This window comes from Streptomyces sp. NPDC058308, from assembly GCF_042880275.1.
Lineage (GTDB): Bacteria > Actinomycetota > Actinomycetes > Streptomycetales > Streptomycetaceae > Streptomyces.
The window spans coordinates 317123-330385 of the sequence record NZ_JBHVZA010000004.1; the positions used below are offsets into that span (position 1 = coordinate 317123).

The following is a 13263-nucleotide window of genomic DNA, read 5'->3' on the forward strand; positions in this document are numbered from 1 at the left end:
CATGAGCCCGGGGCCCGCGGCTCAGGCGGGGGTTCAAAGACAGGCTCTCAGGATTCCGCCACCCGCCGCGCCGCCCGGACCGCCGGCGCCGTCGAGTGGGGCAGCAGGTCCACCGGCCGCTCCGGCATGACCACGTCGACGTCGACGTCCTCGTGGAAGCGGTAGGGGCGGTGGGCGAGCAGGCCGCCCAGGTACCGCCGCACCCGGGAGAGCTCGGCGCGGACCGTCACCGTGCGTGCCGGGTCGCCGAACATGTCCTCGGCAAGACCCGAAGCGGTGCGCCCCGTGCGGTACGTACAGAGCAGGAAGAGCAGTTCGGCGTGGCGCGGACTCAGGTCGTGGGTCCAGTCGCGGGCGCCGCCGAGCACCGAGAGCGTCCACCGGCGCGGGCTGCTCACATCCAGGACGAGCCGGGTCGCGGCGACCGGCTGCGGGGCGTCGCCGGGGCTGTCCACGCGCAGCAGCCAGCCGCCGGGCAACGGCTCCACCAGGCAGGAACCCAGCGAGGGGAGCCAGGTGCGGCCCGCCCCGAAGGCCTTGGGGAGGGCGAGGCGGTCCGCCGGGGCCATGCCCGTCACCGCGGCGGTCCAGCCGTGCGCGTCCACCGCGAGCGCCCGCCCGTCGAGGCGCGCGAGGAGCGGGGCCGCCACCGCGCGCAGCCGGCCGAGCGCCGTCACGTGCCGGTCCCGTAGCCGGGCCTCGGCGAGCTTGGCCACCGAGTCGACCAGGGCGAGCGTGGCGGGATGGATGGTCCGCAGCGGGCCGCTGACGTCGATCACGCCGAGCAGCCTGCCGTCGCGCGGATCGGTCACCGGGGCGCCCGTGCACGTCCACGCATGGTGGGTCCGCACGAAGTGCTCGGCGGAGAAGACCTGCACGGGACGGCGCACCACTAGAGGAGTGCCTATGCCGTTCGTGCCGACGACGCTCTCCGCCCAGTCCGCCCCGAGTCCGAAGCCGAACGAGTCCGCCTTGCGCAGCACCGACGCGCTGCCCTCGCGCCACAGCACGCGCCCGTCCGCGTCGCTGACGACCATGATGTGCTGCGCGGCGTCCGCCACGGAGACCAGGGCGTCGCGCAGGACGGGCAGGACCTCGGCGAGCGGCGAGGCGCGGCGGCGCTCCGCCAGCTCCTCCTCGTCCAGCGGCGGGGACCGGAAGTCGTGGTCCGGGTCGACCCCGACGAGCATCATCCGCCCCCACGAGTCGCCGATCACCGGCCGCGGCAGGAGCTGCGGCCGCCGCCCGGAGAGCGTGGCGTCGCGCACCCCCTCCAGGAGCCGCGCGGCGTGCGGGAGGTCCATGGCGGATATCCGCGTGAGGTCTACGGTCGAGGGGGCGTTCATGACCACTGGATCCTTTCCGGCCAGACCAGTGTGTGGGGGGCAGGATTTCATCGTGCCCCCTGCGCACGCCCCCGGGTGACGCATCGGCGATGAATCGGGCGGGCCGCCACCGCCCGTTGCAACCTCCTGCAACTCTGGCCAACGCATGAGGGGTGCCCGAGGGTGGACACCACACCGCCCGTGCGGTGTTTCACGCTCCTCAAGGGGCCTGAGAGACGGGGGTGGTGCCGTGTCGGCGCAGCACCACCCCCGTGCCGGCCGCCCTCCGGGCGAACGACGCGAGTTTGACGACAGGGCCTAGAGCTCCGGCGTGGCGCGTGCCACCACCGAGGTCAGATCCAGACTGTGCGGCAGCGTGCCGAAGGCCGCGCCCCAGTCCCCGCCGAGCCGCGAGGCGCAGAACGCGTCGGCGACCTCCGCGGGCGCGTACCGCACGAGCAGCGACCCCTGGAGCACCAGCGCCATCCGCTCCACCAGGCGCCGGGCCCGCGCCTCGATGCCGTCCAGGTCGGCCAGTTCGGTCAGCAGGCCCTTGATCGCGCCGTCCAGGCGGTGGTCGGCGCCGCGCGCCGCGCCGACCTCCTGCAAGAACGCGTTCAGGGCCAGCGGCTCACGCTGCAGCGCCCGCAGCACGTCCAGCGCCTGGACGTTCCCCGAGCCCTCCCAGATGGAGTTGAGCGGCGCCTCGCGCAGCAGCCGCGGCATGCCCGACTCCTCCACGTAGCCGTTGCCGCCCAGACACTCCAGCGCCTCGCCCACCAGCGGCGTGCACCGCTTGGTCACCCAGTACTTCGCGGCCGGGACCGCGAGCCGCAGGAACGCAAGCTCCTGCTCGCTCCCGTCGTCGTACGCCGCGGCGAGCCGCAGCGCGAGCGTCGTGGCCGCCTCGGACTCCAGGGCCAGATCGGCCAGTACGTTGCGCATCAGTGGCTTGTCGACCAGCTTGCCGCCGAACGCCTCCCGGTACGTGGCGTGATGCACCGCCTGCACCACGGCCTGCCGCATCAGCGCCGCCGAGCCGATCACGCAGTCAAGGCGGGTCGCCGCCACCATCCCGATGATGGTGCGCACCCCGCGCCCCTCGTCCCCGACCCGGCGCGCCCACGTCCCGTCGAACTCCACCTCGCTCGACGCGTTGGACTTGTTGCCCAGCTTGTCCTTGAGGCGCTGGATGGCGAAGACGTTGCGCGAACCGTCCTCAAGGACGCGCGGCACCAGGAAGCAGGTCAGCCCCTGCCCGGCCTGCGCGAGCACCAGGAACCCGTCCGACATCGGCGCGGAGCAGAACCACTTGTGGCCGGTCAGCGCGTACGTCCCGTCCTCCGCGAGCGCCTGCGCGCGCGTCGTGTTGGCCCGTACGTCGCTGCCGCCCTGCTTCTCCGTCATGCCCATCCCGAAGAGGACACCGGCCTTCTGCGAGGCCGGGCGCAGCCCTTCGTCGTACACGGTCGAGGTGAGCCGCGGCTCCCACTCGGCGGCGAGCGCGGGATCGGTGCGCAGCGCGGGCACCGCCGCGTGCGTCATCGAGACCGGGCAGCCGTGCCCCCCTTCGGCCTGCGTCCACACCAGGAAACCGGCGGCCCGCCGCACATGCCCGCCGGGCCGCGACCAGGCCGTCGTCAGCCCCGCGGAGACGGCCTTGCCGAGCAGCCGGTGCCACGCCGGGTGGAAGTCGACCTCGTCGATCCGGTTCCCGTAGCGGTCATGTGTGTGCAGAACGGGAGGATTCTCATTGGCCTGATCTCCCCACCGCTGTGCCTGGGCGGAGCCCGCGGAGCGGCCGAGCAGGGCGAGTTCGTCGCGGGCGGAATCCAGGAGCGCCGGGTCCAGATGCCGCTCGACGCCCTCCACGAGGGCCCGGTCGGACGTGAATACGTCATATCCCACCAGGGGCGGAGCCTGGTTGGTCACTGTGTGGGTGCTGGCTGCCATGCCGCTACGGTAAGGAGGTGCACCAGGCAAAAGAAACACCCGGGCGGCCGTCGGGCCGTTGGAATCGGGCCCGCGCTCTCTACCGGAACGTCTCGAAGCGCAGGACCGCCTGGCTGCTGCTCAAGGACACCGTCAACTCGTGCGTCGAGTACCGCATCCTGGGGCTCGCGGCCGAGGCGGCGTTCTTCACGCTGCTCTCCGTGCCGCCGCTGCTCCTGAGCCTGATCGGACTGCTCGCCTACGTCGACCGGTGGACCGGCGCGGACACCATCACCAGCGTCCAGAACAACATCCTGGAGGCGTCCCGCACGGTCCTGTCCGACCGGGGCGTCAGCCAGATCGCGGAGCCGATACTGGCGGACGTGATGCGGGTCAGCCGGCCCGACGTCATCTCCATCGGCTTCCTCTTCGCCCTGTGGTCCGGCTCGCGCGCCGTGAACGTCTTCATCGACACCATCACGGTGATGTACGGCCTCGACGGCGTGCGCGGCATCGTCAAGACCCGGATCCTCGCCTTCGGCCTGTTCATCGTGGCGCTGCTCATCGGCTCGGTCGCACTGCCGCTGATGGTGGCGGGGCCGGACGCGGTGGTGAACCTGCTGCCAGGATCCACGACGGTGGTCCAGATCCTCTACTGGCCGGTCGTCGTCATCCTCTCCGTGGTCTTCCTGACCACGCTGTACCACGTGTCCGTGCCGGTGCGCTCGCCGTGGGTGGAGGACATGCCGGGCGCCCTGATCGCGCTCGCCATGTGGGTGCTCGGCAGCTTCCTGCTCCGCATCTACCTCACCAGCACGGTGGAGGGCCCCACCATCTACGGCTCGCTCGCCGCCCCGGTCGCGGTGCTGCTGTGGATCGGTGTCTCGGCATTCGCGGTCCTGGTCGGCGCCGCCGTCAACGCGGCCATCGACCGGGTCTGGCCGTCCGTCGCGACGGCCGCGGCGCGCGCCGCCAACGACCGCATAAGGGAGGCCCAGGCCGCGGAGGTGGTGGCCCGCGCGGCCGCCGCACGCGAGGCGATGGCGGACCTCGACGACCCGGACGACCCCGTGATGCCGTCCGAGTTCCCCGAACGCTGGTCGCGCTTCCTGCCGCCGGACGACGTGTCGTCGAGGCTGCGCACGCCCGCGAAGCCCACGAAGCAGGCGAAACACGCGAAACGGAGCGGGGGCGGGGGAAACAGCCCCTCCGGCGATTGAGGAGCGGGGCCCCGAGACCTCGCGGGCGGCGTGAGGGCGGCCCGGCGTAGCCTTTTCCCATGGCTGAAGCGACCGGCGCGGACGGCGGATACCGGGAGCGGCCGTCCCGGCTGACCGGCGCGGTCGTGTGGACCCGCACGCTCGCGGACAGCCCCGGCGGCAGCCGTCCGGTGCTGCCCGACGGCTGCATGGACCTGCTGTGGACCGAGGGCCGGCTGTTCGTCGCGGGCCCGGACACGCGCGCCCACGTCCCGGACACCGCCGACGCCGGCGGCCGCTGGGTGGGCATCCGCTTCTACCCCGGCACCGCGCCCGCCTTCCTCGGCGTGCCCGCCCATGAACTGCGGGACCGGCGGGTGGAGCTGGCCGACCTGTGGAGCGCGTCCCTGGTGCGCCGCCTCCTCGCGCGGGTGGACGGCGCGGACGACCCGGTGGCCGCCCTCGAAGCGGTCGCGCTGGACCGGGCCGCCGACGCCGAGCCGCCCGATCCGCTGCTCGTCCAGGTCGTCGGGGACCTGAGCGCGGGCCGCACCGTCGCGCGGACCGCTGCCGCAGCCGGGGTCAACGCCCGCCTGCTGCACCGCCGTTCCCTGCACGCGTTCGGCTACGGCCCCAAGACGCTGGCCCGGGTGCTGCGCCTGCAGCGCGCCCTCGCCCTCGCCCGCGAAGGCCTGCCGTACGCGGACACGGCGGCCGTCGCGGGCTTCGCCGACCAGGCCCACCTCGCCCGCGACGTCAAGGAATTCACCGGGATGCCGCTGGGCGAGCTGCTGGGCGAGTGCGCTTAGCTCGACTCCAGCGGCGCGAAGAGGTCGACGCCGTTGCCGTCCGGGTCGAGCACGACGGCGTACCGCTGGCCCCAGACCGCGTCGAACGGCTTGAGCTCGCTCGCGTACCCGGCGCCCGTCATGTCCGCGTACGCCGCGTCGACCCCGGCGGCGGTGCCGCAGTGGAAGGCGAGCCCGATCCGGCCCGCGTCGGCGGGGGCCCGCCAGTCGGGGGAGAAGGACCGGATGGTCTCCTCCGTGTCGAAGGCGATGCGCAGGCCGCCGGGGAGCGTGGCCTCGGCGTGCGGCGCGCTCTCGGACCCGTCGGGGAACTCCAGGCCGAGCCTGCGGTAGAAGGCGAGTGAGGCGCTCATGTCCGAGACGACCAGACCGATGAGGTCGAAGCGGGGAACGGGTGAAGTCGGTGTGCTGTCCATGCCCGCAGCGTAGGCAGCGGCCCTGCGCCCGGTCTTGAAGGAAACGGACACCCGTGCGGCCACGGGCCGCGCCGACACGTGTGGGTGATGGCCTACGGCACTCTGTTGACGGACGTCTACGTTCCGCTCGGGCTCGACCAGGGAGAACGCGAAACGGTGGCCGATGCCCGCCGCCCCGGGTGTCCCGACCCCCCGATCCCCGCTACGTTGGAAGGCATGGACTATCCCGGTGACAACCGGCTCGCGGCGGCCGTCGTGGCGTTCCGCGGCCGCGTGCTGCTCGTGCGACGCAGCGAGACCGAGCGGTTCCTGCCCGGCGTGTGGGGCGTGCCGTGCGGGAAGCTGGAGCCGGACGAGAGCCCCCGTGACGGCGTCCTCAGAGAGCTCAAGGAAGAGACCGGACTGCTCGGGCACGTGCTCCGCAAGGTCGGCGAGTCCTCCTTCGTCAGTACCTACCGCGGGCACGAGGTGAAGAACTGGCAGGACAACTTCCTGGTCCGCCCCCTCACCTTCGACGTGACGCTGCCCGTGCCCGACCAGCAGCACCGCTGGCTCGCCCCCGCCGAGCTCGGCAAGGTCGAGATCGACGACTACAACCGCGAGATCGTCCGCCAGGCCTTCGGCTGAGTCAGCCGAGCAGCTCGGCAAGGGCCGAGAGCTCCGCCAGGTAGTCCCGCACCTCAAGACGCTTCTTCGCCACCGCGCGCCCGGACAGGTCCGCGTCGGCCGTGCCCGTGTTGCCCGTGCCCGCGCCGGGTCCTGCGAACACGTCCGTGTAGCGCCGCCGCCCCGACCCCGTCTCCAGGAACAGCGTGACCGTCGTCCCGGACGAGGCGCACCACGCGCGGTGCAGGACGTGCGGCGGCAGTGCGTAGCCGCTCCCGGCCGCGTACCGCGCGCTCTGCGTCAGGCGCAGCCGCGCCCCGCCCGCGGGCTCCAGGAGCCAGTCCCCGTCCCCGCCCGCGAGGGACTCCCGGTACCAGGACGTGTCGAGGCCCTCGTCCGAGGCGGCGGTGGTGGCGGTGTCGGTGTGCACGGGCTCGTACAGCTCCATGCCGAGTGCGCCCCGCACCACGCAGGAGGCCAGCGGGGAACGGTGGTTGTGGATGTCCTCCTGCGTGCCCCGGCCGGGGTGCCACACGTGGGCGCGCAGCATGTGCCGCGGACCGCCGTCGATCAGCAGCAGCTTGTCGAAGCCGAGGACGTGGCGGTACGAGAGGAGCGCGCACCCCGACGGGTCGCCCACCCCCGCCGCCAGCTCCCGGACCAGCGGCAACAGGACGCCCGGGGAGCCCAGTTCGGCCACGGCCGCGCGGGCGGCCTCCACGAGTTCGTCCCCGGTGGGCCCGTCGAGGCCCTCCCGCAGGAACCGCCTGGCGTCGTGGACGTGCCGACCACCCACCGCACCCTCCCCCTCATCCGCGCGTACGCGCCGCGCCGGGGGCTCAGACCTCCGGCTGATACATCCATACGGCATGTGCCCGCAGTGCGGAAAGGCCTTGGTAGGTCATCCACAGCGGGTGGGCGAGATCGGCCCCGTCCCACGTCCAGATCCCGTTGTCCTGCTGGCGCCACACGGACGCGGCGGCGCCCGACAGCATCTCCTGCCACACGGCTTCCCGGCCCTCGTCGGCGGCGACCGCCGGGGCGTCCGGGGTGAGCAGCGCCCGTACCACCCAGGCCGCCGCGAAGTGCCGCACGGCGAGCACCTCGGAGCGCGACGCGTCGACGGGGTGCGGCCTGCGCACCGTCTCGTGGCCGCTCTCCAGGTCGTCGCAGCCGTCGTGTGCGGGCCCGGGGCAGGAGAGCAGCCAGCGGATGCCCTCCTCGCGCGTGGCACGGGCGTTCGCGTCCTCGCCGAGCACCCGGGCCGCCCGGTCGAGGGCGACGACGGCCTGCGCCGTGTGCACGGCCGAGGGCGCCACCGTCCGGCCGTGCGGCGGTGTGAGACGCGAGCCCCAGCAGCGCCGGTGGCCGCGCGCCGGGTCGGTGACGGCGCCGTCGACGAGCGCGTCCCGCAGGACCGGCAGGGCCGGCGAGTCGGGCGCGGCGCGCAGCAGCCCGCGCAGCACCGTCGTGACGACGTGGGTCAACTCCGCGCCCGCGGGCTCCAGTTCGCGGGTGAAGCGCTCCGTGCACCGTGCCGCCTCCGGGGCGAGGAGCCGGGCGTCGGCGCCCGCCCGTGCGAGCGCGCCGAGCACAAGGGCGGTCACCTCGGGCCGCCCCACCGCGCCCTGCGAACGGGCCGACCAGCCACCCTCGGGCAGCCGCAGCCGCCACAGCGTCTCCACGAGCTCGGGCGCCCGCAACCGCCCGTCGGGCATGCCGAGTTCGAGGGCGATGTGCAGCCCGTAAGCGGTGCCGGTCGGGGTCGGCCGGTCCGGCTCCGGCTGCTCGTCGAGGGCGTGCGCCCAGCCGGTGAGGCGGCCGCGCGGATCGTCGAACACGGTCAGGCGCTCGACGAGGGCGGCGTACGTGGCGGTGGAGAGCCCCGGCAGCGGACCTGGCACCGAGGCCCCCGCACCCGGTGCCACGGCGCCCGCGGAGCCGCGCCGGGGCGAGGGCGCCCCGCCCGGGCCGCTGCCCCTGCCGTCGTCCGCCGCGGCCGCCCTGGCCCGCAGCAGCGCGCCGGCCAGCCAGGCGGAGATCCCCGTCCCGAGACCGCTGACGACGGCGAGCGAGTAGCGGGCCGGGTCCGGGAAGAGCCCGCCGGGCAGCAGCCCCACCAGAGCCTGGAACACGCCGTACCCCACGGCGACGGGGGTGAGTCTGCCCAGCCACGCCACGAGCCGCCCCGGCCGGGGTTCGGGCGGGGGCCCGGGCGGCACGGGGTGCCCGGCGGGGTCTGTGCTTCCGCGCATGGGTGCTGTAGGCATGAACTCCACTTACCCATAAGACACTTGTGACGAAAGGGAGTGAGCACCGTGCCCGGTTCGGAACCGACAGCGGACCTCACCGGCTGGACCAAGTCCCCGTTCACCGGGGCGAGTATCACGCATGATGTCTATGAGAAGGGGACAGGTCCCGGCGTCGTCCTGGTTCCCGAAATGCCCGGAGTGCATCCGGGAGTCCTCGGGCTCGGTGAGTACCTGGTGAAACAGGGCTTCACCGTGGCGATCCCCTCCCCCTTCGGCGAACCCGGCCGGCCGGTCTCGACGCCGTACATGCTCGGCGTCTTCCCCCGGCTCTGCGTCTCCGCCGAGTTCCGCGCCTTCGCCACCGACGCCCGGCGCCCCTTCGCGGACTACCTGCGCGCCCTCGCCCGCGACCTGGCGGCCCGCACACCGGCCCCGGGCGTCGGCGTCATCGGCATGTGCTTCACGGGCGGCTTCGCGCTGGCCGCCGCCACGGAGGACGCCGTCCTCGCGCCCGTGGTTAGCCAGCCCTCGGTGCCGCTGCCCGTGAGCCGTGGCCGCCGGGTCGACGCGGGCATGTCCCGCGCCGAGTTCGACACGGTCGTGGCCCGCACCAAGAACGAGGGCCTGTGCGCGCTCGGGCTGCGCTTCAGCGAGGACAAGCTGGCCCCGGGCGACCGCTTCACCACGCTGCGCCGCCACCTCGGCGACGCGTTCGAGGTCATCGAGCTGGACTCGTCGCCCGGCAACGAGGCGGGCTTCGCCAAGTCGGCGCACTCCGTCCTCACGGAGGAGGTACGCGAGGTGCCGGGGCACCCCGCGTACGCCGCGCGCGAGCGGGTCGTCGCGTTCCTGCGGGAGCGCCTGGCCCCCGTCGCCTGAAACGGCGGATCACTCGTCCGTACGCGAGAAGACGCAGCTGAACGACGTCGGTCCCGGCGTGGCCCGCAGTTCGTACCGCGGCAGCACGCCGGGACCGCACGACTGGGTGCCGATGCCGTGCCGGGCGCTGTCGAGGTTGACCCAGACGGTGTCGCCGGGCGTGAGGTCGGTGCGGTGCCGGGCCGCGTCGAGCTGCCGCGTCGTCCAGCGGCGCGCGGTGAAGGCCGGTGCGCTGTCGCTCTCGACGCGCAGCCCGCCGACCTCCACCCAGCGGACGCCGGCGCGGGCGCCGTTCTCCTGCGGGCGTACGTAGGGGGTCTGCAGCGCGTCGACGTCCGACTCCCAGAGGCCGGTCATCGAGGCGGCGGCCGTGTCGGGGTAGGCCTCGCCGGGCCCGCCGCCGAACCACCGCACGCGGTCCGCGGCGCCCGGCAGCCCGAAGCGGATGCCGATGCGGGGCAGCGGCACCGGCCAGTCGCCCTGCGGGGTCACGGTCATCCGCAGGTGCAGCCTGCTGCCGTCCGACACCCAGTGGTACTCCGTGCGCAGCGCCAGGTCGCTCGCCGCCGCGGCCACCCGGGTGCGTACGGTCAGGCCGTCGGCGCCCGGCTCGACGGCGTCGACGCGGTGCCGCATCCGGTCCAGGCCCAGGGCGCGCCAGCGGGCGGCCACGGAGGGTTCGGGGCGCCAGGGCATGCCGTTGTCGTTGTCGGTGGGGGCCCGCCACACGTCCAGGCCCAGCTCCCTGATCTCACGGTCCCGGAAGGAGAGGAGCGTGCCGCTGCGGGCGTCGAACGTCGCGGCGCCGAGCGTGATGCGCCGCCCCGCCGCGTCCCGCACCGGTGCCGCGCCGCCGGGCACCGGCAGCATCACGCGCTGTTCGACGGGCAGTTGGGCCCATGCCACCAGATGTCCCGCGGGCGCCCACGCCGTGTCCTCGGCGAGCGTCGCCCGCACCGTCCACTGGGTCTCGGCGTCCGGGTCGCGGCGCGGCGGGGGCGGCAGCTTCACCTCGGCGCGCCCGCCGGGCCCGACCGGCGGCACCGCGAGGACGCCGTCCGCGACCGTCCTGCCGTCCTTCTCGAACGACCAGGTGAAGGCGAGGTGGGAGAGGTCGGCGAAGTCGTGCAGGTTGGTGATGCCGACCGTGCCGTCCGGTCCGTGGCCCTCGATCCTGACCGGCTCGATCACCTTCTTGTACTCGACGAGGCCGGGGGACGGCGTCCGGTCGGGGAAGACGAGGCCGTCGCAGACGAAGTTGCCGTCGTGCAGCTCCTCGCCGAAGTCGCCGCCGTACGCGAAGCCGTGCTCGGGGTGCGCGATGCCGTGGTCGATCCACTCCCAGACGAAGCCGCCCTGGAGTCGCCGGTACGTCTCGAAGAGCCGCTGGTACTCGCCGAGTCCGCCCGGCCCGTTGCCCATGGCGTGCGCGTACTCGCAGAGGATGAAGGGGAGCCCGCCGCGCTCCCGCGGCCCCTCGTCCTCGCCCCGGCCGATGCGCTCGACCTCGGCGTGGTCGGCGTACATCCGCGAGTACACGTCCGTGTCCGCACAGGAGCGGTCGCCCTCGTAGTGGAGCAGGCGGCTGCCGTCCCGGGCCCGGACCCACTCCGCCATGGCGCGCAGGCCGCGTCCGGTCCCGCACTCGTTGCCGAGCGACCAGACGACCACCGACGGATGGTTCTTGTCGCGCTCGACCATGCGGGCCGCGCGGTCCAGGAGAGCGGGCGTCCAGCGGTCGTCGTCGACCGGGTTGCCGCGCCAGCCCACCGCCTGGAAGCCGTGCGTCTCCAGATCGCACTCGTCGATCACCCACAGGCCGAACTCGTCGCAGAGGTCGAGGAAGGCGGGGTGGGGCGGGTAGTGGCTGGTGCGGACGGCGTTGATGTTGTGACGCTTCATCAGCAGGACGTCCGCGCGCATGGTGTCCAGACCGAGGGTGCGGCCCGTCTCCGGGTGGAACTCGTGGCGGTTCACGCCCCGGAAGAGGACCGGGCGGCCGTTGACGGTGATGAGGCCGTCCTCGACGGCGACCGTGCGGAAGCCGATGCGCAGCGGGATCCGCTCGCCGGGCGTGGCCAGGGTCGCGTCGTACCGGCGGGGCGTCTCGGCGGTCCACGGCTCGACGGGTACGACGACCTGCTCGCCGGTCGGTACGTCGATGCCCAACTCGGGTACGGTGACGCGCCCTTGGACCTCGGAGTCGACCCGCAGCGTGCCCGTTCCCGCGCGGTGGTCGTAGGCGGCGTGCACGAAGAAGTCGCGGGCGCAGCCCTCGGGGCGGTGCAGCAGCGTCACGCCGCGGAAGATGCCCGGCAGCCACCACTGGTCCTGGTCCTCCAGGTACGACCCGGCGGACCACTGGTGGACCCGTACGGCGAGGACGTTGCCCTCGGGGCGCAGCAGCTCGCCGACGGCGAACTCGTGGGTGAGCCGGGAGCCCTTGAAGTCGCCGAGCGCCGTGCCGTTGAGCCAGACGCGGGCGCAGGACTCGACGCCGTCGAAGCGCAGGAGGGCTTCGCCGTCGCGCGGCCAGTCGGCGGGCAGGTCGAAGGTGTGCAGATGGTCGCCGGTCGGGTTCTCGGTGGGGACGCGCGGCGGGTCCACCGGGAAGGGATAGAGCTGGTTGGTGTACTGGGGCGCGCCGTGGCCCTGCAGCACCCAGTGGCCGGGAACGGCGATCTCGTCCCAGGCGCCGCAGTCGTACCCTTCGGCGGCGAAGGTCTCGTCCTCGGCGTCCGCGGTGGGGGAGAGGCGGAAGCGCCAGCGGCCGTCGAGGGAGAGGGTGGCGGCGTCGGACGCCGCGTACCAGGTGCGGGGCGCCAGGGTGCCGCTGGCGGGGGACACGTCCTCGTGGTGGGGAAGCTCCATGGGTTCCATCAGACCGTGCGGGGGCGGGGGCCCGCCATCGTCGCGGGGCGGAAGTCGTTGGATTCTTCGGCGACGGCTTGGACGCGCTGTCCGGGTTCTGCGGATACCGTTCCGGAAGTTCCGCGAGGCGACGGATTTCGTCGAACCATGGCTTCCTGTACGCGATATCGGTAACTTGTCGCGATGTGAATGATCCATATGAGCAGCCGATGCCCCCGGTGCCCCCGGTCGCGCAGGGCCACCGCGGCGGTGCCGCGCTCCCCGGGACCCTGCCCGTCACCGACCGCACCCGCCACCGCCGCCTGCGCGAGCAGGGCAGGCTGGCCCGCGCCGACCTCGAAGCGGTCCTCGACGCGGGCTTCGTCTGCCACCTCGGTGTCGTCGTCGACGGCCATCCGATGGTCGTGCCCACCGTCTACGGCCGCGACGACACCCAGCTCTTCCTGCACGGCTCCGTCGCCAGCCGCAGTCTGGCCGCCGACCCCGAGGCGGCCGTCTGCGTCACCGTCACCCACATCGACGGCCTGATCCTCGCCCGCTCGGTGTTCGAGCACGGCGTCAGCTACCGCAGCGCGATGATCCACGGCGTCCCGCGCCGGGTGACCGACCCCGACGAGAAGCTGCGCGGCCTTCGCCTGCTCACCGAGCACGCCACGCCCGGCCAGTGGGACTACGCCCGCCGCCCCAGCCGCAAGGAGCTCGCCGCGACCACCCTGCTCTCCCTCTCCCTTGCGGAGGCCTCGGTCAAGGTCGCGCAGGGCCCGCCGGAGGACGGCGAGGGCCCCGACGCGGAGCTCGGCGTCTGGGCCGGAAACCTCCCGCTGACCGCCACCTGGGGTGCGCCGGTCCCCGACCCCCTGCTGCCCGCCGGGATCGCCCCGCCCCCGCACATCGCGGGCCGCGGCGGCACCCGGCAGGGCTGAGGGCCTGTCTTTGAACCTCCGGCGTCCGCGCCAGGCGTCGGGGCGCAGGCG

At 73.7% G+C, this 13263-nt stretch carries 11 protein-coding genes; 5 read left to right on the top strand and 6 right to left on the bottom strand.

Annotated elements, in window-relative coordinates; genetic code table 11:
• Window positions 1-47: 47 nt before the first annotated feature.
• Window positions 48-1346 carry a GAF domain-containing protein gene (locus ACFVYL_RS08675; RefSeq protein ID WP_389713865.1) on the bottom strand — a complete coding sequence of 433 codons (1299 nt, stop codon included), beginning with the start codon at window positions 1344-1346 and terminating at the stop codon, window positions 48-50.
• A 297-nt stretch (window positions 1347-1643) separates the two neighbouring features.
• Complete coding sequence (locus ACFVYL_RS08680; RefSeq protein WP_389713866.1) at window positions 1644-3278, bottom strand: acyl-CoA dehydrogenase family protein; 1635 nt, start codon at window positions 3276-3278, stop codon at window positions 1644-1646.
• Window positions 3279-3295: 17 nt separating this feature from the next.
• Between ACFVYL_RS08680 and ACFVYL_RS08685 the strand changes: the two genes are divergently transcribed.
• Together ACFVYL_RS08685 and ACFVYL_RS08690 are read left to right on the top strand one after the other, a co-directional pair.
• Window positions 3296-4477 (top strand): YihY/virulence factor BrkB family protein, encoded by a 1182-nt coding sequence (locus ACFVYL_RS08685; protein WP_389713868.1) that lies wholly within the window; start codon window positions 3296-3298, stop codon window positions 4475-4477.
• A 59-nt stretch (window positions 4478-4536) separates the two neighbouring features.
• A complete protein-coding gene (locus ACFVYL_RS08690; RefSeq protein ID WP_389713870.1) occupies window positions 4537-5265 on the top strand; it encodes a DUF6597 domain-containing transcriptional factor in 729 nt (242 codons plus the stop codon).
• On the opposite strand, the gene ACFVYL_RS08695 is transcribed toward ACFVYL_RS08690, so the two are convergent.
• Complete coding sequence (locus tag ACFVYL_RS08695; protein WP_389713872.1) at window positions 5262-5681, bottom strand: VOC family protein; 420 nt, start codon at window positions 5679-5681, stop codon at window positions 5262-5264. The two genes, ACFVYL_RS08690 and ACFVYL_RS08695, sit on opposite strands and share 4 nt — an antisense overlap.
• A 216-nt stretch (window positions 5682-5897) precedes the next feature.
• Here ACFVYL_RS08695 and ACFVYL_RS08700 point away from each other — a divergent pair, with 216 nt between their 5' ends.
• Window positions 5898-6308 carry an NUDIX hydrolase gene (locus tag ACFVYL_RS08700; protein ID WP_389713873.1) on the top strand — a complete coding sequence of 137 codons (411 nt, stop codon included), beginning with the start codon at window positions 5898-5900 and terminating at the stop codon, window positions 6306-6308.
• A 1-nt stretch (window position 6309) separates the two neighbouring features.
• Here the strand turns inward: ACFVYL_RS08700 and ACFVYL_RS08705 are convergent, their stop codons facing one another.
• Both ACFVYL_RS08705 and ACFVYL_RS08710 read right to left on the bottom strand, forming a co-directional pair.
• On the bottom strand, window positions 6310-7083 hold the full coding sequence (locus ACFVYL_RS08705; RefSeq protein ID WP_389713875.1) for a hypothetical protein: 774 nt from the start codon (window positions 7081-7083) through the stop codon (window positions 6310-6312).
• A 43-nt stretch (window positions 7084-7126) separates the two neighbouring features.
• The gene (locus ACFVYL_RS08710; RefSeq protein WP_389713877.1) at window positions 7127-8542 is read right to left on the bottom strand and encodes a hypothetical protein; all 1416 of its coding nucleotides are present in this window, start codon (window positions 8540-8542) and stop codon (window positions 7127-7129) included.
• A 63-nt stretch (window positions 8543-8605) separates the two neighbouring features.
• Between ACFVYL_RS08710 and ACFVYL_RS08715 the strand changes: the two genes are divergently transcribed.
• A complete protein-coding gene (locus ACFVYL_RS08715; RefSeq protein ID WP_389713878.1) occupies window positions 8606-9418 on the top strand; it encodes a dienelactone hydrolase family protein in 813 nt (270 codons plus the stop codon).
• Window positions 9419-9427: 9 nt separating this feature from the next.
• Here ACFVYL_RS08715 and ACFVYL_RS08720 read toward each other — a convergent pair whose 3' ends face one another.
• Window positions 9428-12289, bottom strand: coding sequence for a glycoside hydrolase family 2 TIM barrel-domain containing protein (locus ACFVYL_RS08720; protein WP_389713879.1), 2862 nt, complete (start codon window positions 12287-12289; stop codon window positions 9428-9430).
• 209 nt (window positions 12290-12498) lie between these two features.
• Here ACFVYL_RS08720 and ACFVYL_RS08725 point away from each other — a divergent pair, with 209 nt between their 5' ends.
• Window positions 12499-13212, top strand: a complete 714-nt coding sequence (locus tag ACFVYL_RS08725; RefSeq protein WP_389713964.1) for a pyridoxamine 5'-phosphate oxidase family protein — start codon at window positions 12499-12501, stop codon at window positions 13210-13212.
• The last annotated feature ends 51 nt before the right edge of the window (window positions 13213-13263 follow it).

What these genes read in the sequence shown, in the direction of transcription:
- ACFVYL_RS08720 (WP_389713879.1), bottom strand. Translation starts at nt 12,289, where the DNA reads ATGGAGCTTCCCCACCACGAGGACGTGTCCCCCGCCAGCGGCACCCTG.
- ACFVYL_RS08710 (WP_389713877.1), bottom strand. Translation starts at nt 8,542, where the DNA reads ATGCGCGGAAGCACAGACCCCGCCGGGCACCCCGTGCCGCCCGGGCCC.
- ACFVYL_RS08700 (WP_389713873.1), top strand. Translation starts at nt 5,898, where the DNA reads ATGGACTATCCCGGTGACAACCGGCTCGCGGCGGCCGTCGTGGCGTTC.
- ACFVYL_RS08680 (WP_389713866.1), bottom strand. Translation starts at nt 3,278, where the DNA reads ATGGCAGCCAGCACCCACACAGTGACCAACCAGGCTCCGCCCCTGGTG.
- ACFVYL_RS08725 (WP_389713964.1), top strand. Translation starts at nt 12,499, where the DNA reads ATGCCCCCGGTGCCCCCGGTCGCGCAGGGCCACCGCGGCGGTGCCGCG.
- ACFVYL_RS08695 (WP_389713872.1), bottom strand. Translation starts at nt 5,681, where the DNA reads ATGGACAGCACACCGACTTCACCCGTTCCCCGCTTCGACCTCATCGGT.
- ACFVYL_RS08675 (WP_389713865.1), bottom strand. Translation starts at nt 1,346, where the DNA reads ATGAACGCCCCCTCGACCGTAGACCTCACGCGGATATCCGCCATGGAC.
- ACFVYL_RS08690 (WP_389713870.1), top strand. Translation starts at nt 4,537, where the DNA reads ATGGCTGAAGCGACCGGCGCGGACGGCGGATACCGGGAGCGGCCGTCC.